The sequence below is a fragment of the Longimicrobium sp. genome (assembly GCA_036389795.1).
Taxonomy (GTDB): Bacteria; Gemmatimonadota; Gemmatimonadetes; order Longimicrobiales; family Longimicrobiaceae; genus Longimicrobium.
On record DASVWD010000224.1, the window covers coordinates 1 to 24,957 of the forward strand.

23 protein-coding genes are annotated in these 24,957 nt (G+C 72.4%); 20 read left to right on the top strand and 3 right to left on the bottom strand.

The features are described from left to right. Window positions 1–145: 145 nt before the first annotated feature. Window positions 146–553 carry a hypothetical protein gene (locus VF746_26405; protein ID HEX8695975.1) on the top strand — a complete coding sequence of 136 codons (408 nt, stop codon included), beginning with the start codon at window positions 146–148 and terminating at the stop codon, window positions 551–553. A 100-nt stretch (window positions 554–653) separates the two neighbouring features. On the opposite strand, the gene mce is transcribed toward VF746_26405, so the two are convergent. Next, window positions 654–1,061 carry a methylmalonyl-CoA epimerase gene (gene mce / locus VF746_26410; GenBank protein ID HEX8695976.1) on the bottom strand — a complete coding sequence of 136 codons (408 nt, stop codon included), beginning with the start codon at window positions 1,059–1,061 and terminating at the stop codon, window positions 654–656. Window positions 1,062–1,171: 110 nt separating this feature from the next. On the opposite strand from mce, the gene trxA reads away from it, so the two are divergent. From trxA to VF746_26495, 17 genes are all read left to right on the top strand, one after another. Continuing rightward, window positions 1,172–1,513, top strand: coding sequence for a thioredoxin (trxA, locus tag VF746_26415; protein HEX8695977.1), 342 nt, complete (start codon window positions 1,172–1,174; stop codon window positions 1,511–1,513). A 201-nt stretch (window positions 1,514–1,714) separates the two neighbouring features. Continuing rightward, window positions 1,715–2,692, top strand: a complete 978-nt coding sequence (locus tag VF746_26420; protein ID HEX8695978.1) for a hypothetical protein — start codon at window positions 1,715–1,717, stop codon at window positions 2,690–2,692. A gap of 137 nt (window positions 2,693–2,829) precedes the next feature. After that, a complete protein-coding gene (rsmI, locus tag VF746_26425) occupies window positions 2,830–3,672 on the top strand; it encodes a 16S rRNA (cytidine(1402)-2'-O)-methyltransferase (protein ID HEX8695979.1) in 843 nt (280 codons plus the stop codon). 142 nt (window positions 3,673–3,814) lie between these two features. Then, entirely contained in the window at window positions 3,815–4,507 is a 693-nt protein-coding gene (locus VF746_26430) for a class I SAM-dependent methyltransferase (GenBank protein HEX8695980.1), read from the top strand. Between the two features lie 155 nt (window positions 4,508–4,662). Then, the gene (locus VF746_26435; protein HEX8695981.1) at window positions 4,663–6,552 is read left to right on the top strand and encodes a tetratricopeptide repeat protein; all 1,890 of its coding nucleotides are present in this window, start codon (window positions 4,663–4,665) and stop codon (window positions 6,550–6,552) included. Between the two features lie 115 nt (window positions 6,553–6,667). Next, window positions 6,668–8,443, top strand: a complete 1,776-nt coding sequence (locus VF746_26440; GenBank protein HEX8695982.1) for a diguanylate cyclase — start codon at window positions 6,668–6,670, stop codon at window positions 8,441–8,443. Between the two features lie 275 nt (window positions 8,444–8,718). Continuing rightward, window positions 8,719–8,955, top strand: coding sequence for a hypothetical protein (locus VF746_26445; protein ID HEX8695983.1), 237 nt, complete (start codon window positions 8,719–8,721; stop codon window positions 8,953–8,955). Between the two features lie 115 nt (window positions 8,956–9,070). Further along, complete coding sequence (locus tag VF746_26450; GenBank protein HEX8695984.1) at window positions 9,071–11,626, top strand: helicase C-terminal domain-containing protein; 2,556 nt, start codon at window positions 9,071–9,073, stop codon at window positions 11,624–11,626. Window positions 11,627–11,727: 101 nt separating this feature from the next. Then, window positions 11,728–12,351, top strand: a complete 624-nt coding sequence (locus VF746_26455; protein ID HEX8695985.1) for a fumarylacetoacetate hydrolase family protein — start codon at window positions 11,728–11,730, stop codon at window positions 12,349–12,351. Window positions 12,352–12,631: 280 nt separating this feature from the next. Continuing rightward, on the top strand, window positions 12,632–13,123 hold the full coding sequence (gene lspA / locus VF746_26460) for a signal peptidase II (protein HEX8695986.1): 492 nt from the start codon (window positions 12,632–12,634) through the stop codon (window positions 13,121–13,123). After that, entirely contained in the window at window positions 13,120–14,322 is a 1,203-nt protein-coding gene (locus tag VF746_26465) for an aminotransferase class I/II-fold pyridoxal phosphate-dependent enzyme (GenBank protein HEX8695987.1), read from the top strand. Before lspA ends, VF746_26465 begins: the two co-directional genes overlap by 4 nt. Before the next feature lie 306 nt (window positions 14,323–14,628). Beyond that, on the top strand, window positions 14,629–15,642 hold the full coding sequence (locus VF746_26470; protein ID HEX8695988.1) for a hypothetical protein: 1,014 nt from the start codon (window positions 14,629–14,631) through the stop codon (window positions 15,640–15,642). A 324-nt stretch (window positions 15,643–15,966) separates the two neighbouring features. Then, window positions 15,967–16,866, top strand: coding sequence for a BON domain-containing protein (locus tag VF746_26475; protein ID HEX8695989.1), 900 nt, complete (start codon window positions 15,967–15,969; stop codon window positions 16,864–16,866). Between the two features lie 172 nt (window positions 16,867–17,038). Beyond that, a complete protein-coding gene (locus VF746_26480) occupies window positions 17,039–17,479 on the top strand; it encodes a GatB/YqeY domain-containing protein (protein ID HEX8695990.1) in 441 nt (146 codons plus the stop codon). Window positions 17,480–17,619: 140 nt separating this feature from the next. Next, window positions 17,620–18,198 carry a hypothetical protein gene (locus tag VF746_26485; GenBank protein ID HEX8695991.1) on the top strand — a complete coding sequence of 193 codons (579 nt, stop codon included), beginning with the start codon at window positions 17,620–17,622 and terminating at the stop codon, window positions 18,196–18,198. A gap of 8 nt (window positions 18,199–18,206) precedes the next feature. Further along, a complete protein-coding gene (locus VF746_26490; protein ID HEX8695992.1) occupies window positions 18,207–18,431 on the top strand; it encodes a hypothetical protein in 225 nt (74 codons plus the stop codon). Between the two features lie 52 nt (window positions 18,432–18,483). Beyond that, on the top strand, window positions 18,484–18,666 hold the full coding sequence (locus VF746_26495) for a hypothetical protein (protein ID HEX8695993.1): 183 nt from the start codon (window positions 18,484–18,486) through the stop codon (window positions 18,664–18,666). An 83-nt stretch (window positions 18,667–18,749) separates the two neighbouring features. Here the strand turns inward: VF746_26495 and VF746_26500 are convergent, their stop codons facing one another. Continuing rightward, window positions 18,750–19,088, bottom strand: a complete 339-nt coding sequence (locus VF746_26500) for a hypothetical protein (protein HEX8695994.1) — start codon at window positions 19,086–19,088, stop codon at window positions 18,750–18,752. A 215-nt stretch (window positions 19,089–19,303) separates the two neighbouring features. Continuing rightward, window positions 19,304–19,993 (bottom strand): metal-dependent transcriptional regulator, encoded by a 690-nt coding sequence (locus VF746_26505; GenBank protein HEX8695995.1) that lies wholly within the window; start codon window positions 19,991–19,993, stop codon window positions 19,304–19,306. 237 nt (window positions 19,994–20,230) lie between these two features. Between VF746_26505 and VF746_26510 the strand changes: the two genes are divergently transcribed. Continuing rightward, the gene (locus VF746_26510; GenBank protein ID HEX8695996.1) at window positions 20,231–21,847 is read left to right on the top strand and encodes an ATP-binding protein; all 1,617 of its coding nucleotides are present in this window, start codon (window positions 20,231–20,233) and stop codon (window positions 21,845–21,847) included. 376 nt (window positions 21,848–22,223) lie between these two features. Continuing rightward, on the top strand, window positions 22,224–24,614 hold the full coding sequence (locus VF746_26515) for an endonuclease MutS2 (protein HEX8695997.1): 2,391 nt from the start codon (window positions 22,224–22,226) through the stop codon (window positions 24,612–24,614). Window positions 24,615–24,957: the final 343 nt, after the last annotated feature.

Consider the following 24,957-nt stretch of genomic DNA (forward strand, 5'->3'; position numbering starts at 1 on the left):
CTCGCACTTCGCACTCTCCCGCTTGACCCAACCGCCGCCGGGGCTTACGATTCGGGCACCGGCGGTCCGCCGGCTCTCCCACCTACATCCTCCGGAGGTCCCGTTGCGCTCCTGGCGAATCCTTTCGCTCGTCCCCGTATTGCTGTTGTCCGCGGCCTGCACCGGGGCCGCCCAGGGCCGCGGCAGCGCGCCCGGTCAGCCGGGCGGCGCGGCGCCCGCCGCCACCGTCGAGCGCTTCATGCGGCTGGTGGCCGAGAAGAACTACGTGCAGATGGGCAACATCTTCGGCACCAGCCAGGGGCCCATCAGCCAGCGGGACCCGCAGCCCGAGGTGCAGCGCCGCATGTACGCCATCGCCAGCATCCTCGAGAACCAGCGCTTCGTGATCCGCGGCGAGCAGCCGATCCCCGGCCGCATCGGCGAGGCGGTGCAGCTCACCGTGCAGGTCACCCAGCGCGGCCAGGCGCGCGACGTCCCCTTCGTGGTGGTCAAGGGCGGCGACCGCTGGTACGTGGAGCAGATCGACCTGGAGCGGGTCACGCGGACGCAGTAACGGCAGTGCTAAGTGCTTAGTCCTTAGTGCGTTAGTGGCGGACGGCCGCCTTTTGCACTCCTACCAAGCACTTAGGACTAAGGACTAAGGACTCAGCACTTCAGTCCCGGTGCTCGAGGAGCTCGATCAGGACGCCGCCGGTGCTCTTCGGGTGGAGGAAGGCCACCATGTGGCCGGCGGCGCCGGGGCGGGGCTCCTCGTCGATCAGCCGGGCGCCGGCGGCGCGCCAGCGGGCCAGCTCGGCGCGCAGGTCGCCGACGCGGTAGCACAGATGGTGCATCCCCGCCCCGCGCTTCGCGAGGAACTTCGCCACGGCGGAGTCGTCGCGGGTGGGGGCCAGCAGCTCCAGGCGGCCCGGGCCACGGCCGACGAAGACGACTTCGACGCCCTGCTGCTCGACGCGCTCGCGGCCGTACCCCTTCCCACCCGTGATAGATTCGAAGGTGGGGAGCGACTCGTCCAGCGAGTGCACGGCGATGCCGACGTGGTCCAGCGCCCGCTCGGTCATCCGTCTCCTCGGGAAGGCAGTTTGGGAGAGTCTACAGTCCAGGGTGGCCGGAGGAAGCTAGCCCGCGGCCGCGGGTCCGGCTACCGTTCTTCTAGCAAGGAAGGAACGAGATGGCGGACAGCGACAAGGTGATCACCGTCACCGACGACAACTTCAAGGAGGTCACCGGCGGCGCGGGGCTGTCGATGATCGACTTCTGGGCCGTGTGGTGCGGCCCCTGCCGGATGATCGCGCCGATCGTGGAGCAGCTCGCCGACGAGTACGCCGGCAAGATCACGGTCGGCAAGCTCGACGTGGACAGCAACCAGCGCACGGCCTCGCAGTACGGCGTGCGCTCCATCCCCACCGTCCTCTTCTTCAAGGACGGCCAGGTGGTGGACCAGGTGATCGGCGCCGTGCCGCGGCCCGCCCTGGAGAGCAAGATCAAGCAGCACCTGAACGGCGCGGCCTGAAGCCGCTCGCGGAGCCGGAGGGGGCCCGGACGGCCTCCTCCGGCTCCCGTGTTTTGCGCGGGATTCCGCGCTCTGCCGGACCGGTCCGCGTCCGCGCGGCGGGGAAAGCCCGTGGCGGGAAACGTCTTGCGCCGCGGGCACGCTTCGTGTAGCCGGCTTGCGCCAGCGCCGGCGCCGCCCCTCCCACCGTCCCACCCGATAATGTACCAGTTCCCGCACGAGGCCGCGTTCCTGCCGCGGACCAAGCTGTGCTACGCCAACCTCCCCGGCATCCTGAGCGACGGCAAGCGCGACCGGGCCGCGCGCGTCCCCGGCTACGTCTCGATCCAGCTGGGCGAGCGCTGCTACCTGGTGTTCCTGCGCGGCGGCGAGCCCTTCAACGCGGCGCGGCTGCAGCCCGACTCGCGCGGGCCGGTGGCGCTGGCCGAGGTGCTGCGCGTGGCGGGGACGGAGAGCGAGCGCGGCGAGGGCGGGCAGATCGGCTACTACGGCGCGCCCGAGGGGCTGCTGCAGGCCATGCTGGCCACGCTGCTGAACCCGCCGGTGGTGTGGGACGACCCGATCGACACCGCGCGCCCCGACCAGCTCTTCCCCCACCTGCGCGACCGGCGCTTCACGGGGGTGCTGGAGGTGAGCGACGGGCGGCGCTTCCACTACGTGCGCTTCGAGGACGGCGCCTTCCGCGAGGGGTGGTTCACCGAGCGCGACCCGGGGGTGCCGCTGGGCGACTTCGTGCGCTCGGTGTTCGAGGCGGCGGGCCCGCGGCTGCGGGCGACCCCCTTCCCCGCCTGCGAGGAGATGCCGGTGCAGGCGGGTCCGGGCTTCGTGGACCTCTACCGCCGCATCGTGGGCGGGACGCTGCGCGAGCTGTCGCAGGCGATGGGGCGCGAGACGGCGCTCGGGCTGCTGCGCCGCGGGCAGTCGCTGGCGGCGCTGGAGCACCCGGCGGTGGCGGCCTTCCAGGTGACCGACGAGGGGCGCATCTCGGGAGACCCGGTCGCGAGCCCCGACGTCCTGACCGCGGGGGTGGCGGCGTGGCTCACCGAGGTGCTGATCGCCGCGTCGGACCACCACGGGGTGGACCCGGGCGCGGTGATCGAGAAGACGGCGCGCGACAGCCGCTTCGTCCTCTCCGAGGCCGGCTTCTTCCAGCGGCTGCCGTGGGCGCTGGCGCTGTGAAGTGCGTTAGTGCTTAGTGTTTTAGTCCTTAGTACCCGGTGCCAGCCTCGTCCGCACGCGTCATCTAAAACACTAAGGACTAAGCACTAAGGACTAAGCACTTGATACTTCTTCCCCGGACCTGACTGACCCCGCCCGTGGCGCTCTTCGTCGTCAGCACCCCGATCGGCAACCTGGGCGACGTCACCCACCGCGCGCTGGAGACGCTGCGCGCGGCGGACGTGGTGCTGGCCGAGGACACGCGGCGCACCTCCATCCTGCTGCGCCACTTCGGGATCGGCACGCGCCTGGTCTCCGCGCACGAGCACAACGAGGCGGCCCGCGCGGCGCTGGTGGTGGAGATGCTGCGCGAGGGGAAGCGGGTGGCGCTCGTCTCCGACGCGGGGACGCCGCTGCTTTCCGACCCCGGCGCGCGCATCGTCCGCGAGGTCGTGGACGCGGGGTTCGAGGTAGTGCCCATCCCCGGCGCGTCGGCGCTGCTGGCGGCGCTGGTGGGGTCGGGGATCGCGGCCGACACCTTCACCTTCCTGGGCTTCCCCCCGCGCAAGGGCCCCGAGCGCGCCGAGCTGCTGGAAGAGGTCGCCGCCAGCCCGCGCGCCGCCGTCCTCTACGAGTCGCCCAACCGCGTGGGGAAGCTGCTGGCGGACCTGGCGGAAGCGTGCGGCCCCTCGCGCCGCGTGGCCGTCGCGCGCGAGCTGACCAAGCTGCACGAGGAGTTCTTCCGCGGCACGCTGGCCGAGGGCGCCGAGCGCTTCGGCGCGGGCGAGGTGCTGGGCGAGATCGTCGTGGTAGTCGAGGGGCGATCCAAAGACGTCCAGGCCGAGGGCGAGGTGGACGCGCTCGCCGCCGAGTCGCTGGCGAAGGCGCTCCTGGCGCAGGGCCAGTCCCCCAGCGCCGTGGCCAGGGAGCTGCGCCGCCGCCTCGGCATCTCCCGCAACGACGCCTACCGCATCGCCCAGGAGGCTGCGGAAGCCACGTAGGGTCGAGGCCTGCCTCGACCGTGCCGACCCCGCACCGATCCTGGCCCGATACCCGGAAGCTCGCCCCACAGCCTTACGCGGTTCGCGAGGCTTCCTGCAGTTGTTGCCGCGGATTCATCCGCCCTGGGCCGGGAGCCAGTCCATGTCCGCCGACCTCCGCCCTCCCGCCGCCGTGCGGGCCGACTTCGACCGCATCGCGCTCGCGACCGAGCGGGCGCGCGGGGCGGACTTCGAGGACGACCTCTACCACGACGTCCTCCTCCGCCACGTCCCGCGGCCGTGCGGCGCCGCGCTCGAGGTCGGCTGCGGGGCGGGCGGCGTCACGCGGCGGCTGGCGGAGCGCGCGGATTCCGTCCTGGGCGTCGACCTCTCGCCGGAGATGATCCGCATCGCCCGCGAGCGCTCGGCCGGGCTCGGCAACGTCGAGTTCCGCGTGGCCGACTGGCTGGCGTGGGAGGCGCCGGCGGAGGCGTTCGACTGCGTGGCCTCCATCGCCACGCTCCACCATCTCCCGGTGGCCGACGCCGTGCGGAAGATGAAGCGCGCGCTCCGTCCCGGCGGCACGCTCCTCCTCCTCGACCTGCTCCACCGCCCCGGTGTCCGCGGCCTCCCGGCGAACGTGCTGGCGGCGCTCGTAAGAAGGATGCGGCGGGTCCGGCGCGGCAGGCTGCTCCTCCCCGCCGAGCTGCGCGCCGCGTGGAACGCGCACGGCCGCGGCGAGACGTACCCGCGGATGGCGGAGGTGCGCGCCCTCTGCGCCGCGGAACTGCCCGGCGCCGACGTCCGGGAGCACTTGGTCTGGCGCTGGTCCGCCGTCTGGCGCAAGCCTGCGTGACGATCTCGGCTGGATCACCCCGCGCGATGCGATCCCGAGGGAGCGGTAGCGACCCGGGGGATTCCAGCCGAGGCCGCTGGTGGGTTGCTCCCGCGCACGAATGCCCGCCGACACGATCCGAATCCCCACGGTCTTCGTGACGACCCTGTGCTTCCTTGCGGGATCTCTACCCCGCGAAGATCTTCCGACCGCCCGCCGCGCCCCATCCACGATCCTTCGAGACCACGTCCGATGCCGAACCCCGTCGCCGCGCCCGACACCGTCCCCGCCTCCGCCAGCGCGGGGGCGAGGACGCGCGCGCGGCGGTCGACGCGCTGAACGAGCGGGCGTACGAGCTGCGCTACGCCGACGCGGCCGAGGCGGTGCGGCTGGCCGGCGAGTCGCGTGCGGCGGCCGAGGCCGCCGGGTACGCGCGGGGCGTCGCCTGCGCCCTGCGCGCCTCCGGAGTGGCCCGCTGCCTCCGCTTCGAGCTCGACGCCGCCACCGCCGACCTGGAGGAGGCGCGGCGGCTGTTCGCGGAAGCCGGCGACGAGCGGGGGCGGGCCTCGGCGCTCAACTGGCTGGGCAACACCGCCTGGCGCCAGGCCGACTACCCGGCGGCGCTGCGCCTCCACCTCGAGGCGCTCCAGGCGCAGCGCGCGGCGGGCGACCGCGCCGGCGAGTCCGACTCGCTCAACTTCATCGGCAACGTCCACTACCACATCGGTGAGTACGCGCGCGCCCTGGAGCACTACCAGCAGTCCGCGCGCATCAAGGAGGAGATCGGCGACCTGCGCGGGCTGTCGCAGTGCGTCAACAACGTGGGCAACATCCACGCGCAGCTCGGCGACTACCGCCAGGCGCTGGAGTTCCACCGGCGCGCGCTGGAGCTCAAGCGGGGCGCCGCGGACCGGCAGGGCGAAGCCGTCTCGCTGGTGAACGTGGGCTCCGGCCACGAGGCGCTGGGCGAGTACGACCAGGCGCTCGAGTTCTACCACGCCGCGCTCGACCGGGCCCGCGAAGTGGGCGACCGCTTCGTGGAGGCCGACGCCCTGCGCGACCTCGGCGACGTGCACCGCAAGCTGGACGACCCGCGGCGGGCGCTGGAGTGCTACCGGGCCGCGCTGGAGGTGGCGCGCGGCGCGGGGGCGCGGATGGTGGAGGCCGAGGTGCTGATCGGGATCGGCCGCACCCTCACCGGCACGGGTGACGGAGCGCAGGCCATCGAGTCGCTGCGCGAGGCGCTCGCGGCCGCGGAGGAGATGCGGTCGCGGCGCCTGATCTACGAGGCCCACCGCGCGCTCTCGGAGGCGCACGAGGCGCGCGGCGAGCTGGCCGAGGCGCTCCGGCACTTCAAGGCGTTCCACGAGGCCGAGGAGGCGGTCTTCAGCGCCGAGTCGGAAAAGCGCATCCAGGGGATCCTGGCCGCGGCCGAGATCGAGCGCACCCAGCGCGAGGCCGAGCTGCTGCGCGGCAAGAACGAAGAGCTCACCGGGGCCAACCGCGCGCTCGCGTCCGCCAACGAGGAGAAGGCGCGCCTCCTGGCGCAGCTGCGCGAGCAGGCCGGGGAGCTGGACCGCCTCTCGCGCGTTGACGCGCTCACCGGACTCTTCAACCGACGCCACGTCGACGAGCGGCTCGCGTTGGAGTGGGAGCGGGCCCGCCGGTTCGGCCGCGACCTCACCGTGGCGCTGGCCGACCTGGACCACTTCAAGCAGGTCAACGACCGCTTCGGCCACGCCGCGGGCGACGCGGTGCTGCGCGAGGTGGGCCGCATCTTCCGCGAGGGCACGCGCCACGTGGACGTGGTGGGCCGCTACGGCGGCGAGGAGCTCGTCCTGCTGCTGGTGGAGACGCCGCCCGAGAAGGCCGCCGGCTGCTGCGAGAAGCTCCGCACCGCCGTCGAGTTGCACGACTGGACGGCGATCCACCCCGAGCTAGGTGTGACCGTCAGCATGGGCTTGGCGGGCAACCACGCGGTGGAATCGCCCGAAGCGCTGGTCGCCGCGGCGGACGCGCGGCTTTACGAGGCGAAGCGCGGCGGACGGAACCGGATCTGCTGCTGAAGGCGCTCCTTCATACGAGGGTTCGGGCTGCTCTCCATCGAGTGATTCGGTGTTCCGCGCGTGAGCGGAACACAGCGTGTCCCTTCATTCATTCCGTGACCATCCTGAATCGACAATGAATCCCACAGTCGACTCCGAGGCGGGAGCCGAGGGCCTCACGGAGCATCCTGATCCACGCACGGCCGTCGACGAGCTCGCGCGGCGAGCGTGGAACGCCCGCTTCACCAAAGCACAGGAAGGTGTCAGGCTGGCCGAGCAGGCCCTCGCACTGGCCAAGCGGGAAGGCTACTGGAGCGGCGTCGGGTACGCGCTGCTCAGTCGGGGCACCTGCCGCACCCTGTTGCTGGAGCACGGCGGCGCGCTCGCCGACCTCGAAGAAGCAGCCCGCATCTTCGAGGAAACCGGCGACCTCAGTGGGAAGGCAAGCGCGCTGAGCCGGATCGGTGACGTGCGCGTCCGCCTCTCCGAAAGCCTGGCCGCCCTGCCGCCGCTGCTCGAGGCGCTGCGGCTGCAGCGGGAGGCCGAAGATCGCCAGGGCGAGTCCATCACGCTCAATTTCCTGGGCAATCTATATTTCGGGCTCGACGAGTTCGCCCAGGCCCTGGAGTACTACCACCAGAGCCTTTCGATGAAGGAGGAACTGGGCGACGAGCAGGGCGTCTCCAGGTGTCTGAACAACATCGGCAACATCCACGCTCGCCGGGGCGAATACGGCGAAGCGACGGCGTACTACCAGCGGGCACTGGCCCTTCAGCGCGAGTTGGGAGATCTCCATCTCGAGGGGATCTTGCTGACCAACATCGGCGCGACCTGGGACGCGCAGGGCCATTACGACCGGGCGCTGGATTGCTACCGGACCGCGCTCGACGATGCGCGCCGGAACGGAGAGCGGCGCACCGAGTGTGATGCGCTGTGCAACCTCGGTGACTCCTTCCGCAAGCAGGGCGACCTGCCGCAGGCGCTCGCATACCTGGGCAAGGCCCTGGAAGCCAGCCACTCCACCGGGCTGAAGCTGGAGGAGACCGATGCGCTCCTCCGCCTGGGGCAGACGTTCGCCGCGGCCGGAGACGACGAGCGTGCCCGCGAGCACCTGTTCCGCGCGCTCGAGCTGGCGAGGCAGATCCAGGCCCGCGCGCCCGAGTCCGAAGTGGAGCGCGAGTTATCGGAACTCCATGAGCGGCGTGGCGACGCCGCGGCGGCGCTGGAGCACTTCAAGCGCCACCGCGAGGTCCAGGACGAGATCTCCAGCATCCAGTCCGAGAGGCGCATCCAGAGCATCCTGGTGCGGGCCGAGGTGGAGCGGACGCAGCGCGAAGCCAGGATTCTGCGCGAGAGCAACGAGGAGAAGACGCGCCTGCTGGAACAACTCCGCGAGCAGGCCGAAGAGCTGGACCGCCTCTCGCGCGTTGACGCGCTCACCGGCCTCTTCAACCGCCGCCACGTAGACGAGCGGCTCGCGCTGGAGTGGGAGCGTGCCCGCCGCTTCGGCCACGACCTCACCGTGGCGCTGGCCGACCTGGACCACTTCAAGCAGGTCAACGACCGCTTCGGCCACGCCGCGGGCGACGCGGTGCTGCGCGAGGTGGGCCGCATCTTCCGTGAGGGCACGCGCCACGTGGACGTGGTGGGCCGCTACGGCGGCGAGGAGCTCGTCCTGCTGCTGGTGGAGACCCCGCCCGACAGGGCCGCCGGCTGCTGCGAGAAGCTCCGCGCCGCCGTCGAAGCGCACGACTGGTCCGCGATCCACCCCGATCTGCGCGTGACCGTCAGCATGGGGCTGGCGGGAAACCATGACGCCGACTCACCCGAAGCGCAGATCGCCGCGGCGGACGCGCGGCTGTACGAGGCGAAGCGCGAGGGGCGGAACCGCGTCTCGGGCGTGTCAGCTTAAAGGTTGGCAGGGGTTGGTCGGAGATGATCCTCGCGCGTCCGCTCTGCACGCGCCGCTCGGATCTCCGACTCGATCTCTTCGCTGCTGAGCGTGCCGGTTCCGGTTTGGCGGGCGCGCTTCCGGATACGCGAGACGGCACGTCGCGCGCGCACTTGCCGGATGAACCGCTCCAGCTCGCGGATGCTGATAGATTTCATGACCAAGCTCCTGTAGCAGGATCATGCGACGATCCATGCTGCGACACAAGCGACGCAAATGAGTGGGATTGCAGTTCGGTGAAAGACAAGGCCATCTTCCAGGACGAGCGCGGGCGCGGGTGGCTCGTGGAGGTGATGTACGGGCACCCGGCGCCCACCGAGCGCGGGATCTACGCAGCGCGCTTCCGCTGCCCCGAAGACCCGGACGAGCCCGTACGCGTCGGCTTCGTGGAGATCGACGCCGTGGCGGGCGACGACGAGGAACTGCTCCGCGAGGCGCTGGCGATGTCCGACCCGGCGCGCGAGATCGGCTGAGCCGCGCACCGGGCACTGGGCACTGGGCACTTCGCACTTCGCACTTCGCACTCAGACGATCGGCGCACGCCCCGACCCGTAGGCGCGCGCCGCGTTTCGTTGTAGCTTACAGCGCATGAAGGCGCCCCCCTCTCCCCGGTCCGCCGTCGACCTCTTCCTGGCCCCCGCCGCCGCCGAGCGCATCCGCCGCGAGATCCAGCGCGCGCGCGGCAACGAGGTGTGCTTCGTCTGCCGGGTGGCCGAGGACGGCACGGTCGACGAGCCGCGCGCGCTGGCCCGCGGGCACGCCTCGGCCGTGCTGGCGCTGATCAGGGACCGCGAGCACGCCGGCGGGCTGCTGGTGCACAACCACCCCTCGGGCGTGCTGGAGCCCTCCGAGGCCGACTTCGCCGTGGCGCAGCGGCTGTGGGAGCAGGGGCTGGGCTTCGCCATCACCGACAACGACGCGGCCGAGCTGTACGTGGTGGTCGAGCCGCCCGACGAGGAGCGGGTCGAGCCGATCGACCTGGACTCGTTCGACGCCGACCTGGGCCCCGGCGGCCCCCTGGCGCTCCGCCACCCCCGCTACGAGGACCGCCCCCAGCAGCGCGAGCTGGCGCGGATGATCGGCGGGCTCTTCAACGAGGGCGGCGTGGGCGTGGCCGAGGCGGGGACGGGGACGGGGAAGTCGGTGGCCTACCTGCTGCCCGCCATCCGCTGGGCGCTCATGAACCGCGAGCGCACCGTCGTCTCCACCAACACCATCAACCTGCAGGAGCAGCTGGTCGACAAGGACCTGCCGCTGCTGCGCCGCGCCCTCGGCGAGCCGTTCAAGTACGCGCTGGTGAAGGGGCGCGCCAACTACGTCTCCATCCGCCGCGCGCTGCAGGCCAAGGCCGGCGCCGCCTCGCTCTTCGACACGGCGAGGCAGGCGGAGCTCAAGGGGATCGTCGACTGGATCCAGACGACGAAGGACGGCTCGCTCTCGGACCTCTCCTTCCGCCCCTCGGGCGAGGTGTGGGACGAGGTGGCCTCGGAGACCGACGTGTGCCTGCGGATGAAGTGCCCGCACTTCGAGGAGTGCTTCTACCAGCGCGCCCGGCGCGAGGCTTCGGCGGCCGACGTGCTGGTGGTCAACCACCACCTCCTCTTCTCGGACCTGGCGGTGCGCCGGGCGCTGGGGAACTACACCGCCCCCGCCGTGCTCCCGCAGTACCGCCGCCTGATCCTGGACGAGGCGCACAACCTGGAGGAGGCCGCCACCAGCCACCTGGGCGCGCGCGTGTCCCGCCGCGGGCTCTTCCGGACGCTGCGCCGGCTGGAGAACCGCGGCAAGGGGCTGATCCCCACCTTCGCGGGGGCGCTCAGGGCGGTGCGCAACGACCTGATCGCGCGCAGCGCCCTGGACGTGATCGACGAGCGCATCCTCCCCGCGCTCGACCGCTCGCGCGAGCGCGCCGGGAGCGTCTTCAGCTTCCTGAACGACGTCTTCAGCGAGCGCGAGGAGACGATCCGGCTGGAGGACAGTTTCTCGGCGCACCCGGTGTGGCCGCTGGGGCTGGACGACGCGCTCACCGGGTTGCTGGACAACCTGGCCGGGCTGCTGGAGGGGATGGAGCTCCTGCGCGAGCGGGTGACGGTGGACGAGGAGCTCAAGCGCCACCTGGAGCCGCAGCTGGTGGAGCTACGCGGCGGCGCCAACCGCGTGCAGGCCGCCTCCGACGCGCTGCGTAACGCCCTGCGCCCGGGCCCCGACGACCTGCAGCTGGTGCGCTGGATGGAGCGCCAGGCCGAGCGCGCCGACCGCGAGGCGAACCTGACGCTGAACGCGGCCCCGCTCGACCTCTCGGCCGTGCTGCGCGAGTCGCTCTTCGAGCAGGTGCCCACCGTCGTCCTCACCTCGGCCACGCTGGCCACGCAGGGGAACTTCCGCTTCATCCGCCAGCGGCTGGGGCTCTCCAGCGCCTTCGCCGAGGAGACGCGGGTGGAGGAGGCGATCTACCCCTCGCCGTTCGACTTCGGGCGCCAGTCGCTGCTGGCGGTGCCGCTGGACCTGCCGCTGCCGGCCGGCGAGCACGACCCGCGGCACGACGAGGCCACGGTGCGCGCCACCATCGAGCACGCGAAGATCAGCGACGGCGGCCTGTTCGTGCTCTTCACCAGCTACCGGGCGCTGCGGCACGTGGCCGCGGAGCTGCGCCGGCGCGGGGCGGACCGCGACTGGCCGCTCTTCGTGCACGGCGAGGCGCCCCGGGCGCAGCTGGTGGCCCGCTTCGCCGCGTCGGGGCGGGGGATCCTGCTGGGGACCACGAGCTTCTGGGAGGGGGTGGACGTCCCCGGGCAGCCGCTGCGGGGGCTGGTGATCCCCAAGCTGCCGTTCAAGGTGCCCACCGAGCCGGTGACGGCGGCGCGCATCGAGGCGATCGAGGCGGCGGGGGGCAACTCGTTCCTCTCGTACATGCTCCCGCACGCGGCGATCCGGCTCAAGCAGGGCTTCGGCCGGCTGATCCGCTCGCGCGACGACCACGGGGCGGTGCTGATCCTGGACGGGAGGATCGTCCGCAAGAGCTACGGGCGCTATTTTCTCGACTCGCTCCCCCCCGCCCCGCTGGTGAAGGGCCCCTGGCGGGTGGTGAAGGACGCGATGCTGCGCTTCTACGGCGAGTGGTCGGGCCAGCGCGCGGCGGGGTGAGCGCGCACAAATCGCGGGTTGTGGGGTAAGCGCGTCGCCGCGGGACCGGCCGGGACTTCCGGCCGGTCCGCTTCGTACCGAGATCTCGACCGTCCGTAGCCGTGGATCTGCCCCGTCCCTCCAAGATCGTCTGCGTCGGCAGGAACTACGTGGAGCACGCGCGCGAGCTGGGGAACGAGGTCCCCGAGCGCCCGCTCCTCTTCCTGAAGCCGCCCTCGGCGCTGCTGGCGGGCGGCGAGCCGATCGTCCTGCCGCCCGAGTCGAGCCGCGTGGAGCACGAGGGGGAGATCGCGGTGGTGATCGGCCGCCGCGCCCGCCGCGTGAGCGCCGAAGAGGCGTGGGACCACGTCGCCGGGATCGCGCCGCTCAACGACGTCACCGCGCGCGACCTGCAGAAGACGGACGGCCAGTGGACGCGGGCGAAGGGCTTCGACACCTTCTGCCCGCTCGGAACGATGGTCCCGCTGGACGGGATCGACCGCGACGCGCTGGAGGTGGTCTGCCGGGTGAACGGCGAGGAGCGCCAGCGCGGCCGCGTGTCGGAGATGACGTTCCCGGTCCCCGCGCTCATCGCGTACATCTCGGGGATCATGACGCTGGAGCCGGGGGACGTGATCGCCACGGGGACGCCGGCCGGCGTCGGCCCGCTCCGGGACGGCGACGTCGTCGAGGTCGAGATCCCCGGCGTCGGCACGATCCGCAACCCGGTGCGCTCGGCGGGATGAGGAGCGGCGCAGCCGCTCCCGCGTGAGGGATGCGCGCCCGGAGGGCCGGGACGGCGCCGCCACACGGGGTATCGTGGCGGCGCTGGCCCGGCGCGGTTGGGCACAGTCGTATCGTGCCCTACCGCGCGCGCAGCCCGGCCCGGAGCGCAGCGGAGGGACACGCCCGGAACCGCAGTGCGTTAGTCCTTAGTGTTTTAGTCCCTGGCACTAAGCACTAAAACACTAAGGACTAAGCACTTCGCACTTCGCACTCGAGGGGGACCCCCTGCACTACGCAAAAATGAACCGGCGTCGCCCCCTGGCCGTGGCGCTCGTCGCCGTGGTGGCCGCGGACTGGATCACCAAGTTCCTGGTGCAGAACCACTTCCACATCGGCAGCCTGCACCCGGTGGTGGACGGCTGGGTGTGGCTGGCGCACCGCCGCAACCCCTGCGTGGCCTTCTCGTTCTGCCCCCCCGCGCCCGCCGGCTGGGAGCTGGTGGTGCTCCTGCTGGCCAGCCTGGCCGGCATCGCCGTGGCGGGGACGATCCTGGCCAAAACGCGCGACGCCGCCACCCGCGTGGCCGCCGGCCTGGTGATCGCCGGGGCGGTGGGGAACCTGGGCGACCGCCTGATGAACGGCGCGGTGACCGACTTCATCGTGATCCGCTTCTTCCCGTACGTGTTCAACGTGGCCGACGTGGCGATCACCGCGGGGGCGATCCTGCTGGCGCTGCGCATGTTCTTCGAGGAGCCGCACGGCGGCTCCGCCTCCACCCCGGCGCCCTCATGACCGCGACGACCGTGACGCCGACCGTGATGCCGACCGCGATGCCGACGCCGAACCGCCGCATCCAGGCGCTGCCCCCGTACCCGCTCACCGACGTCCCCGGCATCAAGCGCGACCTGCGCGCGCGAGGCGTCGACGTGATCGACCTGGGCGCGGGCGACGCCGACCTGGCCCCCCCGCCCGCGGTGGTCGCCGCGCTGCAGCAGGCCGCCTGCGACCCGGCCAACTCGCGCTACCCCTTCCAGCTGGGCCTGGTGGAGTTCCGCGAAGAGATCGCGCGCTGGATGGGGACGCGCTTCGGCGTGGAGGTGGACCCCATGCGCGAGCTGGGGCTCCTGATCGGCTCCAAGGAGGGGATCTACCACCTCCCCTTCGCCTTCCTGGAGCCCGGCGACGCGGCCATCGTCCCCGACCCCGGCTACGCGGCGTACCTGGGCGGCACCGTGCTGGCCGGCGGCGTGCCGCACCTAGTGCCGCTGCGCCCCGAGCACGACTTCCTCGTTCCCCTCGACGAGCTGCCGGCTGACGTGGTGCGCCGCGCGCGCATCCTCTACCTCAACTACCCGAACAACCCCACCGCGGCGTGCGCCCCGCGCGAGTACCTGGAGCGGGCCGTGGCCTGGTGCCGCGAGCACGGGGTGATCCTGGCGTACGACAACGCCTACTCCGAGCTCGCCTTCGACGGCTACCGCCCGCCGTCGATCCTGGAGATCCCCGGCGCGCGCGAGGTGGCGGTCGAGTTCCACTCGCTCTCCAAGACGTACAACATGACCGGGTGGCGGATCGGCTGGGCGGTGGGCAGCCCCGACCTGGTCTCGGCCGTGGTGAGGGTGAAGACCTTCTGCGACACGGGCGTGCCGCTCGCCATCCAGCACGCGGGGGTGGCGGCGCTGCGCTCGCACGCCGACTGGGTGCCGCAGAACGTGGCCACCTTCCAGCGCCGCCGCGACGCCGCCTGGCAGGCGCTCACCGACGCCGGCATCGACCTCCCCAGGCCCGCCGCCAGCATGTACCTGTGGGTGCCGCTCCCGGAGGGCGTGGAGAGCGAGCCGTGGGCGCGGCGGCTACTGCTGGAGCAGGGCGTGGCCGTGCTCCCCGGGAAGAGCCTCGGGGCGGGCGGCGAGGGCTTCTTCCGCATCGCGCTCACCTGCTCGGAGGACCGCCTCCGCCAGGCCGCCGCCCGCATCGCGCACATGCTCTGACCCGCTTCGGGCGCGCTCGTACGAGTGCCTGAAGACACTCGCTGGAACCACGGAAAGCCTCGCAAACCCCGCGAGGCTTCAACCGTGCACCCCACTTCGTGCCGCGCCTGGTTTCGTTGCGCGAAGCGCCGAAGTCCCTCCCCTGAAGTTCGGGGGAGGGACAGGCGCCTCGAGCGCCAGGGCGGGGGCCGTCCGCCCCCGCGCCGACGCTCGTCCTTCGCTCCGCATCCTCCCGCCACATCTCCGGCTCATTAAGCCGCAGCGCCTTCCGGAACCGAACCTGCGGGGGCGAGTAGAAACGACCCTATGACGCCCGCCACGCTGACCGCGCCCGCAGCTCCCGAGGCTCCGCCGCCCGAGGCGAAGCTCCGCGTGGCCGTATCCGTCATCGTCCCCCGCGCCCCGCTCACCCGCTCGCCTCGCCGCGACCCCACCGGCCGCCCCACCCGCAACGCGCTGCTCGCCTCCGTCGCGCTGCACCTGCTGCTGGCGCTGGCGTTCCTGCTGGCGCCCGCGCGCCGGGAGCGCACCGACCCCGCGCTGCAGCCGCGGACGCTGGAGCTGGTGCAGTACCTGGACGTCGGCGAGTGGCCGGAGAGCGCGGGCGAGGGAGCGGCCGCGCCGGCGTCGGCTCCGGGCGCCGCGGCGGCGGAGCAGGCGGTCTCGGCCGCGGCGGTGGACTCGGCCGTGGCGCGCGTCGGCAGCGTGCCGCGCTTCCCCGACCGCGTGCCCAGCGGCATCCCCGCCGCGCCGGCCGCGCCGTCGGGAGGCGCGGCTCGCCCGGGCGCCGCCGCCCCGGGAGCGGGCGGGGGCGCGGGGGGCGAGATCGGGAACAACCCGGCGGGCGGGCGGCTGGGGCCCGGCTACCGCGACGGGCGGCTGATCGTGCGCCCCGAGGCGGTCCCCGAGCGCGAGCTGACCGAGCACGAGCGCTACATGCGCGACCTGGCGGGACGAATCCAGACGTACAACGACAGCGTGGCCGACGAGGGCGAGCGGATGCGGCGGGCGCGCAACTGGACCACGAAGGACAAGAACGGCCGCGAGTGGGGGATCGCCGAGGGCGGCTACCCGGTGATCGCCGGTCGCCGCATCCCCGTCCCCATCGCCCCGCCGATCCACGTGGACCGCGACACCGAGAACCGCGAGCGCGCCCAGGCCCGCCAGCGCGACGAGATCCAGCGCCAGGCCGAGGCCGGCGACCGCGACCGCAACTTCCGCGAGCGCACCCGCGCCATCCGCGAGCGCCGCGACCGCGAGCGCCAGAAGGAGCGCGAGCAGAGCGGCCAGGGCGAGCGCCCACCGGAGTCGAAGCCGTAAACCGGCGTCGATCCGCCCTCCACGAAGCGCGCGGGCTCCCAACCCGCGCGCTTCGCATGCGAACGCCGCTGTCCGCGCCGAACCCGATCTCCACACCGCCCCAGCCTGCGCAGGCAGGCTTCTCGCCGTTGTTGCCGCGGAGCCGCGGATTCATCCGCCCCGGCTCCCTGCACCCACGCATCCTCCTCCACAACGCTCTCATTGAGATAATTTTCTGGCCACCCGGTCATTTCCAGCGCCGAGGGGCGGCCCGCGACTTGCACCCCCGGACCTCCCTCGTTAATTCAACGGGACGTTCGATTTACCACGTCCGGAGGAGGGACGATGCGGGGGTCTTCGCGGAGGGAGGAGGACGGCGGGCGGGGCGGGCAGGCGCTCGTCTTCGCGCTGGGCGCGGTGGGCGGCGTGGCGCTGGGGATGCTGCTGTCGGGGCGCGCCGAGGCGCACCCCGAGGTGCGCGAGATGGGCGCCCGCCTGCGGGAGCGCGCGCGCGGCGTGGCCAGGAGCCTGCGCCCCGCGCGCCTGCGCCGCGAGCTGCGCGAGCAGCTCGACCTCACCCGCCTGGAAGACGCCGTGCTCGACGCGTTCCTGCGCGACGAGATCCTCTCCGAGCGCGCCATCGACGTGGGCGCCATCAGCCGCGGCATCATTGAGCTCTCGGGCTCGGTGCGCACGGGCGACGAGGCCGAGCGCGCGGTGCGGCTGGCGCAGCGCGTGGAGGGCGTGGAGACCGTGGTGAGCCGGATGGACGTGGAAGAGGGCTCCCGCCGCCGGCGGGGGGCCGACGACGCCGAATCCGCGGAAGGAGGCAGGATGGCAGGAGAGTGGACGGGCCGCCAGGTAGGGATGGGCCGGCGCCGCCAGGGGCACGAGACCGAGCCCGGCCGCGCCGACGACTCGCAGCACCTGCGCGAGACCTCGCTGGAGCAGTCCGACCGGGCGCAGTTCGAGGACGAGGACCTGGCGCACTCGCACCCGGTGATGTCCGCGCGCGCCGGGCCCGAGCCGGCGGACACGCGCTACCGCGAGGACGAGCTGGACCACCAGGACCCGTACGGCAAGCACGCCGTCCCGGTGGCCGAGCAGCCCCAGGCGATGAACTCGGACGCCCGCGTGGGCGAGGGGCTGAAGCCCGGCACCGAGCTGCTGCTCGAGGCCGCCGACGTGCCGGTGAAGCCCCACGGCGAGCGCCCCCGCCGCGACGCCGACGGCGACGAGCGGTAGCCGGTCTTCGCTTCGATCGACATGTGGAAGCCCCTCCTCCCGGCGCGGAGGAGGGGCTTCCGCTTTCGGTGGAACCAGGACGGGGCCGGCGGACGCCGGCCGCGAGTTGCATCGGGGGGCGGCTCGCGTAGATTCCGCCGCCTCCGAACGTGACCGAAGCCCGGGGACGACGATGGCGGAATCGCTGAAGGACACCGTCCGCAACGACCTGAACGCGGCGCGCCGCGAGCGCGACAAGCTGCGCACCACGCTGCTCACCACCTTCCTGGCCGAGATCCGCAACAAGGAGATCGAGGTGGGCCACGAGCTGGGCGACGAGGAGGTGCACGGCGTGGCCACCACCGCCATCAAGCGCCGCCGCGAGGCCGCCGAGCAGATGCGCGCCGGCGGGCGCGAGGAGCTGGCCGCGAAGGAGGAGCAGGAAGCCGCGCTCCTGCAGCCCTACCTCCCGCCGCAGCTGAGCGAAGCCGAGGTGCGCGCCCTGGTGCGCGAGGCGGTGGCCGGCGGCGCGAAGGACGTGGGCGGCGTGATGAAGCAGGTGATGCCGAAGGCGAAGGGGAAGTTTGACGGGAAGGAGCTCAACCGCATCGTCCGCGAGGAGCTGGGCGGCTGATCGGCTGCGGGATCGAACGCGGCGCCCGCGGGTCGGCAGGACCCGCGGGCGCCGTTTGCTTTGTCCACTTCGCCGGGTTAGATTGGTTAACGCCTTTACGTTCCGATGCTCACCCTCGTTGTGCAACCCGCTCCCAATCGATGCCCTCCATCGCCCTGCAGGTCTGGCAATCCCGTGGCCGGCAGGCGCTGGACGAGGTGGAGGCGGCGCACGCGGCGGTCGGAGGCGCCGGGCGCGGCAGGCGCTACGCCACGCAGCAGATCAACCAGGCGTACGTGGTGCTGCTGTGCTCCCAGTTCCAGAAGTTCTGCCGGGACCTGCACACGGAGGGCGTCGACCACCTGACCAGCCAACCGGCGTTCATGCCTTTGGCCATGCTGCTGAACACGTCCATCATCGTGGGACGGAAGTTGAGCGTCGGGAATGCGAGCCCCGGAAACATCGGGGCTGACTTCGCGCGGTTCGGATTCAGATTCTGGGATGAAGTCCTTCGTCGTGATCGCCGTAACGGCGGACGTCAGGCGAAGCTGGATGAGCTGGTCCGCTGGCGCAACGCAATCGCTCACCAGGACTTCACGAGTCCAATGCTCGCCGGGCGGGAAACTCTGAGGCTTTCCGAAGTGCGTGCGTGGCGCTCGGTGTGCGAGAGCCTGGCCGTGGAATTCGACCGCGTGCTGGGATTATATTTGCTGTCGATCACGGGAGTGCGCCCATGGTAGGAGGTCACATGGCTACCAAGAAGGGGATGCCTCGTCCTGGGGACGAGATCAAGGTAGGTGATCGGGTCCACTATCGTACGCCTTACGCTGCCTTCGACGCTGTGGTCATCGAAGACCGCGGCTACATCGGCGTCAACGGCCGGCGCATCCTCGGGATCCTCACGCAGGACGACCTCGAGGAAGCGCGCGTCGAAATGGAGGTTCCCGCGGAGCACCTTACGGTCGTGGGTTAAACCGTCCATGACTCCGAGGAAGAACGGACATTGTCCGACGTACAGGATCAACGTGGGAGACCGGGTCTTCTGGCCCACGCCTCCGTGGGGCGGGTTCAAGGCCGAGGTGATCGAGGATCGCGGTCACATCGGCGTGAATGGCCGCCGCTTGCTGCAGATTCGCACCCTCGACGAGTACGAGGAGGCGCGCATCGACATGGCGGTTCCGGAAGAGGAGCTCGAGCTCCTCGACTGAGGTCGATCCGACCCTGGAGGCAAGTCAGGCCGTCACCGGCGCGCGGTGACGGCCTGATCGTTTGCGGCGGCGAGTCGCGCGGGTCAGCCGAAGGCGGCGAGGAGGTCGTCGACCTTGTCGAGGACGGGCTCGCGGTTCTCGGTGGCGTGCTCGTAGCGGCGGATGCGCAGGAGCGTGGACTCGTCCAGGTCGGCGTCGTCGAGCCAGGCCACCAGGGTGTCGCGGTCCATCCCGTCGTAGCCCAGCACCGGCTCTTCCATCTCCTCCGCGTCGACCTCCAGGAGGCGGTCCTCGCCGCCCTCGTCCCACTCGCCGCCGCCGGGGAGCGCCGGCTGCAGCCACCGCTCGTTGGCGAAGTCGCGGAAGGCCAGCGCGATCGCTCCCACCGCCGCCGCCCCCACCAGCACCTTGAGGAATCTCATCGCCGCCCCCGGTCCGTCCTCGGTTGTGATATGTGGTCGCTTCACCCCCTCCCGCCGCGCAAATCGCCGGCCAGTGCGCTCTAACCCGCCAGTGCTGAGTGCTGAGTGCTGAGTCCTGAGTGCAAGTGCTTAGTGTTTAGTCCTTAGTCCTTAGTCCTTAGCACTTAGCACTTAGCACTCAGGACTAAAGCACTAAGGACTAACGCACTCCGGCCTCAGTTCGCCTGCGCGTCGGACAGCGGCCCCGGGTCGGCGTCAGGGCGCACGCGGATGCGCTGGGCCAGCGAGTGCGAGATCACCTGCGGCTCGCCGTTGACCGAGAGCGAGATCGGGCCCTCGAACGGCGACTTCTTGATCACCTCCACCTCGGCGCCGGGATAGAGGTTCATGGAGCCCAGGTAGCGCAGCTGCTCGGGCTCTTCGACCTCCACCTCCAGCACCCGCCGCGGCTGCCCCGGCTCCAGGTCGCCGAGCGCGGGGTACTGCCGCCGGTCCACCTCGCCGGTGGCGGTGGGGATGGCGGCGCCGTGCGGGTCGCGCTCGGGCTCGCCCATGAGCCGGGCCAGGCGCTCGATCAGCTCGTCGCTGGAGGCGTGCTCCAGGCGCTCGGCCTCGTCGTGCACGCGGTCCCACTCGTAGCCCAGCTTCTCCACCAGGAACAGCTCCAGCACCCGGTGCCGGCGGATGATCCTGAGCGCCGCCAGCTCGCCGGCCGCGGTGAGGCGCACGCCGTAGTAGGGCTCGTGGCGCAGCAGGTTCTGCTCGGCCAGGCGCTTGATCATGGCGGTGACGGCGGCCGAGGTGAGCCCCAGCCGCTCGGCGATGCGCGAGGTGGAGACGGGCGACTCCTGCTGCTGGAGCGTCCAGACGGCCTTCAGGTAGTCTTCGACGACGGGCGTGTACATGGGGCGGCCTCTCTGGGGCTCTGCGGGCGTCTCGTGCGTCACGCGGGGGATGGGTCCAACTCTCGGGGCGCGCGGGGCGCGTGTCAAGCGCGGTGTGCCGCGGCGGCGCGGGGGACCGGGCGGCCAATTCCCTTGCGCGCCGGCTCCCGGCCCGGCATGTTGCCGTTCACCCCCCGCCGCGGCCCGGCGCGCCGGCCGCTCTTCGTTCCGACCCGACCCGACGGCTCCCGACCCGCGATGGGCCCCGATCCCGCCGAGATCCTCCGCGACCCCGCGCGCCTGGCCGCGCTGGCCGAGACCGGGCTCCCCGACTCGCCGCCGGAGGAGGCGTTCGACCGGCTGACGCGCCTGGCCGTGCGGCTGCTGGGGGCGCGGGTGTCGACGCTGTCGCTGGTGGACGGCGAGCGGCAGTTCTTCAAGAGCGCCGCGGGGCTCCCCCCGGAGCTCGCCGGGACGCGCCAGACGCCGCTCAGCCACTCGCTCTGCGCGCACGTGGTGCGGGCCGGCTCGCCGGTGGTGATCCCCGACGCCACGCGCGACGACCGGGTGCGGCACAACCCGATGGTGACCGGGCACGGGGTGCGCGCCTACGCGGGGGTGCCGGTGGCCACCCGCGACGGGCACGTGCTGGGGAGCTTCTGCGTGATCGACGTGCGGCCGCGCGACTGGGGCGAGGCCGAGCTGGCGGCGCTCGCCGACCTGGCGGCGATCGCCACGGACGAGGTGGAGGCGCGCCGCGCGCAGCTGCTCAGGGAGCGGGCCGCGCGGGTGGTGCGCGAGGCCGAGGCGTGGTTCCGCTCGCTGGTGGAGCAGTCGATCGCGGGGATCTACGTGTACGGGGAGGGCGGCTTCCGCTACGTGAACCCCCGCTTCGCGCAGATCTTCGGGAGGGTGCCGGCCGACTTCGCCGACCCCGGCGTCATCGAGCGCATCGTCCACCCCGAAGACCTGCCGCGGGTGCGCGAGAACATCCGGCTGCGCTTCTCGGGCGAGATCCCCACCATCCGCTACGCGCTCAGGGGCCTGCGCTCCGACGGCGAGGTGATCTACCTGGAGGTGCACGGAAGCCGCGCCGAGCTGGAGGGCCGCCCGGTGCTGATCGGGGTGATGATCGACGTGACCGAGCGGGTGCGGGCCGAGCAGGAGCGCGTGGCCGCCGAGGCGTCGCGCGACCGCTTCTACGCCATGGTGAGCCACGAGCTGCGCACGCCGATCAGCACCATCATGCTCTACAACGACCTGCTGCTCTCGGGCGTGTACGACCCCGTGACCGAGGCGCAGCGCGAGGCGGTGGAGCGCTCGCAGGGCTCTGCCCGGCACCTGCTGGAGCTGATCAACGACCTGCTCGACCTCTCCAAGCTGGAGGCGGGGCGGATGGACGCCCGCACCGAGGAGGTGGAGGTGGCGTCGCTGGTGGACGCGGTGCACGCGGACCTCCTGCCGATGGCGCGCGAGCACGGCTGCGAGCTGGTGCTGGAGGTGCGCGAGCGGCCGCTGCCGGTGCTGGGCGACGCGCGCCGCATCCGGCAGATCCTGCTCAACCTGCTGTCGAACGCCATCAAGTTCGGCTCGGGGCGCCCGATCGAGGTGCGCTGCGGCTCCGACGGCGCCGGGGTGTCGATCGAGGTGAGCGACCACGGCCCCGGGATCGCGCCGGGCGACCTGCCGCGCATCTGGGAGGACTTCGTGCAGCTGGGCGACGGGGAGGGGCGCGGCACCGGGCTGGGGCTGCCGATCGCCCGCCGGCTGGCGGAGCTGCTGGGCGGCAGGCTGGAGGTGTTCTCCACGCCGGGCGCGGGGAGCACGTTCCGCTTCTTCCTCCCCCACGTCTCGTCGCTGGCCGTGGGAAACTGAAACGGCTGGTCTCTCACAGAGGACTCGGAGAGCTTCTTCCGATCCGCTGTTCCTCCGTGTCCTCTGTGCCCTCTGTGAGGTTCAGGCAGTTTCCAGAAATCTCACGCAGAGGAGCAGAGTCAGGAGAGAACGGCGAAACACCCTCTGCTGACTCTGCTCCTCTGCGTGAGACATTCAGGATCTCGATCTCCCGACAAAGCCCGACGAACCGATACGACGGCTCCCGGTCTCCTCTTTCCGCTCTCCTGTATTCGGCTTATATTCGGTTAAAGGCGAGCGCGGTGGATGGGATTCCGCCGCGCTGCGTGCGCTTCGCCGGGCGGGCTCGCGGAGTTACTTTAGAGGCCGAGCCGGACCCCGCACGCAGCACGACCGGATGAATCCCCACGCCCTGGCAGTCCTGGAGTACCGCGACGCGCTCGACCTGGTCGCCCGCCACGCCTCGTCGGCGCTGGGGGCCGAGGCGGTGCGCGCCCTGGAGCCGTCGGCCGACCCGGGCTGGATCGAGCCCGAGCTGACCCGCGTCGAGGAGATGCGCGCCTTCCTGGGCGGCGACTCCGGGTGGGCGCTCCCCGCCATCCCCGACGTGCGCGAGCCCCTGCGCAGGCTGCGCGTGGAGGGGAGCGTGCTCGACGCGCCGCAGCTGCGCGCCATCGCCACGCTGCTGGCCTCGTCGCGCGCCACGCGCCGCGCCTTCGCCGGCGAGGCGGAAGCCGCGCCGCTCCTGGCGCTGCTCACCGGCGGGCTGCTGGAGGCGGAGAAGGAGGAGGCGGCGATCGGCCGCGCGGTCGACGAGGCCGGGGCGGTGCGCGACGACGCCTCGCCCGCGCTCCACAAGCTGCGGCGGGAGATCAAGGGGGCGCGCGCCCGGCTGGTGGAGCGGCTGGCGGCGTACATGCAGACCCTGCCGGCGCACTACCAGGTGCCCGACGCCTCGGTGACGGTGCGCGAGGGGCGCTACGTGATCCCCGTGCGGCGCGAGGGGCGCGGCGAGGTGGGCGGGATCGTCCACGACGAGTCGGCCACGGGGGCCACGCTCTTCGTGGAGCCGCCGCTGGCGGTGGAGCTGATGAACCGCCTGCGCGAGCTGGAGGCCGAGGAGGCGCGCGAGGTCCTGCGCATCCTGCGCGAGCTCACCGGCCGGCTCCGCCCCCTGCAACCCGAGCTGGTGGCCTCGCTGGAGGCGCTGGTGGCGCTCGACTCGGTGTACGCGCGCGCCCGCTACGCCCTGCGCGTGGACGGCCGCCGGCCGGCGCTCCTGCCGCCGGGGACGGAGGAGTACGAGGTGGTGCACGGGCGCCACCCGCTCCTGCTGGCGAAGTCGAGGGACGTGGTGCCGTTCGACCTGCGCATGGACCCGGGCGAGCGCACGCTGCTGATCTCGGGCCCCAACACGGGCGGCAAGACGGTGCTGCTCAAGGCGATCGGGCTGATCTCGCTGCTGGCGCAGAGCGGCGTGGTCCCGCCGGTGGAGGTGGGGACGCGGCTCCCCGTCTTCCGCGCCGTGTTCGCCGACATCGGCGACGAGCAGTCGATCGAGGCGTCGCTCTCCACCTTCAGCGCGCACCTGAAGAACCTGGGCGAGGCGCTGGAGGGGGCCGACTGGGAGTCGCTGGTGCTCACCGACGAGGCGGGGAGCGGCACCGATCCCGTCGAGGGCGGAGCGCTGGCGGCGGCGGTGCTGGTGGAGCTCACGCGGCGCTCCTGCTTCACGGTGGCCACCACGCACCTGGGACAGCTCAAGCTGCTGGCCACGCGGGAGCGGGGGATCGTGAACGCGTCGCTCCAGTTCGACGCCGAGCGGCTGCAGCCCACCTACCGCCTGGTGAAGGGCGTCCCCGGGCGCTCGTACGGCCTGGCCATCGCCCGGCGGCTGGGGCTGCCGCAGGGGGTGCTGGACACGGCGGAGGCGGCGCTCCCGCAGGGCGAGCGCGACGTCGCGCGGCTGCTGCTGGAGCTGGAGGCCAAGGAGCAGCGCCTGGACGAGCAGACCGCGCGCGCCGACCGGCTCCTGGCCGAGACGGAAGCGCTGCGCGAGGAGCTCGAGGAGCGCGAGCGCTCGCTGGTGGTGCGCGAGAAGGACGCGGAGCGCCGGGCGCGGCAGCAGGCGCGCGACCTCCTCCTCCAGTCGCGCGCCGAGGTGGAGCAGGCGATCCAGGAGCTGCGCGCGGCGGCCGAGCAGGCCAGCCTGGACGAGGCGGCGAAGGCGGCGCGGCGGCGGGTGGAGGAGGCGGCCCGGCGGCAGAAGGAGAAGGCGCCCGCGGAGCGGCGGCAGCCGCCGGGGAAGCCGGCGGAGCGCAGGCCCGAGAAGGCGGCGGCCGAGCTGGCGCCGGGCCTCCGGGTGCGGATCGAGTCGCTGGGGCGCACGGGGACGGTGGTGGAGCTGCGCGACGGGAAGGCGATGGTGGAGGCGGGCTCCATGCGCCTGTGGCTCCCGCGCGAGGACCTGACGGTGCTCCCGCCGGGCGACCAGAAGGCGGAGCGGCAGAGGCCGGCGGGCGGCTGGTTCGTGCACGACGTGGATGCGCGCCCCGAGGTGGACCTGCGCGGGATGCGGGTGGACGAGGTGGAGACGGTGCTGGGGCGCGCCATCGACGACGCGATCCTGGCGGGGCTGCCGAGCTTCCGCATCATCCACGGCAAGGGGACGGGGGCGCTCCGGGCCCACGTGCGCGAGCTGCTGGAGCGCGACCGCCGCATCCGCGTGCAGCGGCCGGGGGAGATGTACGAGGGGGGGACGGGGGTGACGGTGATCGAGTTCGCGTGAGGGCGGGTGCGGCGCAGCCGCGGGGGGCCCTCACCCGCCGCCTTGGAGCGGCAACCCTCTCCCAACTTCGGGAGAGGGTGAACTTGACGGGCGGAGCAGGACAGGCGTCCGTAGGGGCGAAGCCTGCCTCGACCGGCGGATGCCAGCCCATGCGCGGGGGGCGGCCACCTGTGCCGAGGGCTACCTGTCTTCGGACTCGCAGGTTCGCCCCTACGGAACTCATCGCCGCGACAGAACCCGCGTGAGGGATGCGCGCCCGGAGGGCCGGGACGCCGCCGCCACAGGGGTATCGTGGCGGCGGTGGCCCGGCGCGGTTGGGCACAGTCGTACCGTGCCCTACCGC

Excerpts from the sequence above, each read along its gene's own strand:
- mce (HEX8695976.1), bottom strand. The coding sequence starts at position 1,061 with ATGACCGAGCGGGCGCTGGACCACGTCGGCATCGCCGTGCACTCGCTG.
- trxA (HEX8695977.1), top strand. The coding sequence starts at position 1,172 with ATGGCGGACAGCGACAAGGTGATCACCGTCACCGACGACAACTTCAAG.
- VF746_26420 (HEX8695978.1), top strand. The coding sequence starts at position 1,715 with ATGTACCAGTTCCCGCACGAGGCCGCGTTCCTGCCGCGGACCAAGCTG.
- VF746_26430 (HEX8695980.1), top strand. The coding sequence starts at position 3,815 with ATGTCCGCCGACCTCCGCCCTCCCGCCGCCGTGCGGGCCGACTTCGAC.
- VF746_26440 (HEX8695982.1), top strand. The coding sequence starts at position 6,668 with ATGAATCCCACAGTCGACTCCGAGGCGGGAGCCGAGGGCCTCACGGAG.
- VF746_26450 (HEX8695984.1), top strand. The coding sequence starts at position 9,071 with ATGAAGGCGCCCCCCTCTCCCCGGTCCGCCGTCGACCTCTTCCTGGCC.
- lspA (HEX8695986.1), top strand. The coding sequence starts at position 12,632 with ATGAACCGGCGTCGCCCCCTGGCCGTGGCGCTCGTCGCCGTGGTGGCC.
- VF746_26465 (HEX8695987.1), top strand. The coding sequence starts at position 13,120 with ATGACCGCGACGACCGTGACGCCGACCGTGATGCCGACCGCGATGCCG.
- VF746_26470 (HEX8695988.1), top strand. The coding sequence starts at position 14,629 with ATGACGCCCGCCACGCTGACCGCGCCCGCAGCTCCCGAGGCTCCGCCG.
- VF746_26475 (HEX8695989.1), top strand. The coding sequence starts at position 15,967 with ATGCGGGGGTCTTCGCGGAGGGAGGAGGACGGCGGGCGGGGCGGGCAG.
- VF746_26480 (HEX8695990.1), top strand. The coding sequence starts at position 17,039 with ATGGCGGAATCGCTGAAGGACACCGTCCGCAACGACCTGAACGCGGCG.
- VF746_26485 (HEX8695991.1), top strand. The coding sequence starts at position 17,620 with ATGCCCTCCATCGCCCTGCAGGTCTGGCAATCCCGTGGCCGGCAGGCG.
- VF746_26490 (HEX8695992.1), top strand. The coding sequence starts at position 18,207 with ATGGCTACCAAGAAGGGGATGCCTCGTCCTGGGGACGAGATCAAGGTA.
- VF746_26500 (HEX8695994.1), bottom strand. The coding sequence starts at position 19,088 with ATGAGATTCCTCAAGGTGCTGGTGGGGGCGGCGGCGGTGGGAGCGATC.
- VF746_26505 (HEX8695995.1), bottom strand. The coding sequence starts at position 19,993 with ATGTACACGCCCGTCGTCGAAGACTACCTGAAGGCCGTCTGGACGCTC.
- VF746_26510 (HEX8695996.1), top strand. The coding sequence starts at position 20,231 with ATGGGCCCCGATCCCGCCGAGATCCTCCGCGACCCCGCGCGCCTGGCC.
- VF746_26515 (HEX8695997.1), top strand. The coding sequence starts at position 22,224 with ATGAATCCCCACGCCCTGGCAGTCCTGGAGTACCGCGACGCGCTCGAC.